The organism is Bacillus sp. SIMBA_005 (assembly GCF_046535585.1).
GTDB lineage: Bacteria > Bacillota > Bacilli > Bacillales > Bacillaceae > Bacillus > Bacillus pumilus.
In genome coordinates this window covers 1-248 of sequence record NZ_JAWRWI010000896.1, presented here as the reverse complement: position 1 = coordinate 248, position 248 = coordinate 1, and the positions used below count along the sequence as shown (strand labels likewise).

The following is a 248-nucleotide window of genomic DNA, read 5'->3' as shown; positions in this document are numbered from 1 at the left end:
ATAACACATTTTTTTCTTTTAACGCCTGTTCAATTTGATAGGCCATGAAAATTTGCTCATCACGGCATTCAAATCCTTTTTCTGGTAATTCATCATAAAGGACATCGCCCATCCAGTCACCTAATGACTCGAAAAACGAGCGATCCTTCGTTAATGCAAATGGTAAAGATTTACGCAATTGACGTTCCCCCTCATACAATCTGTTCCTATTATACGCGACGAAACGGAAGATAAGAAAAAATCTTATC

Annotated in this window: 1 protein-coding gene; it reads right to left on the bottom strand. The window is 37.5% G+C overall.

Going from position 1 to position 248, the window contains the following annotated elements:
• A partial coding sequence (locus SB660_RS22655; protein ID WP_410584751.1) for a hypothetical protein occupies positions 1-178 on the bottom strand: 178 nt, incomplete at its 3' end.
• Positions 179-248 lie beyond the last annotated feature (70 nt).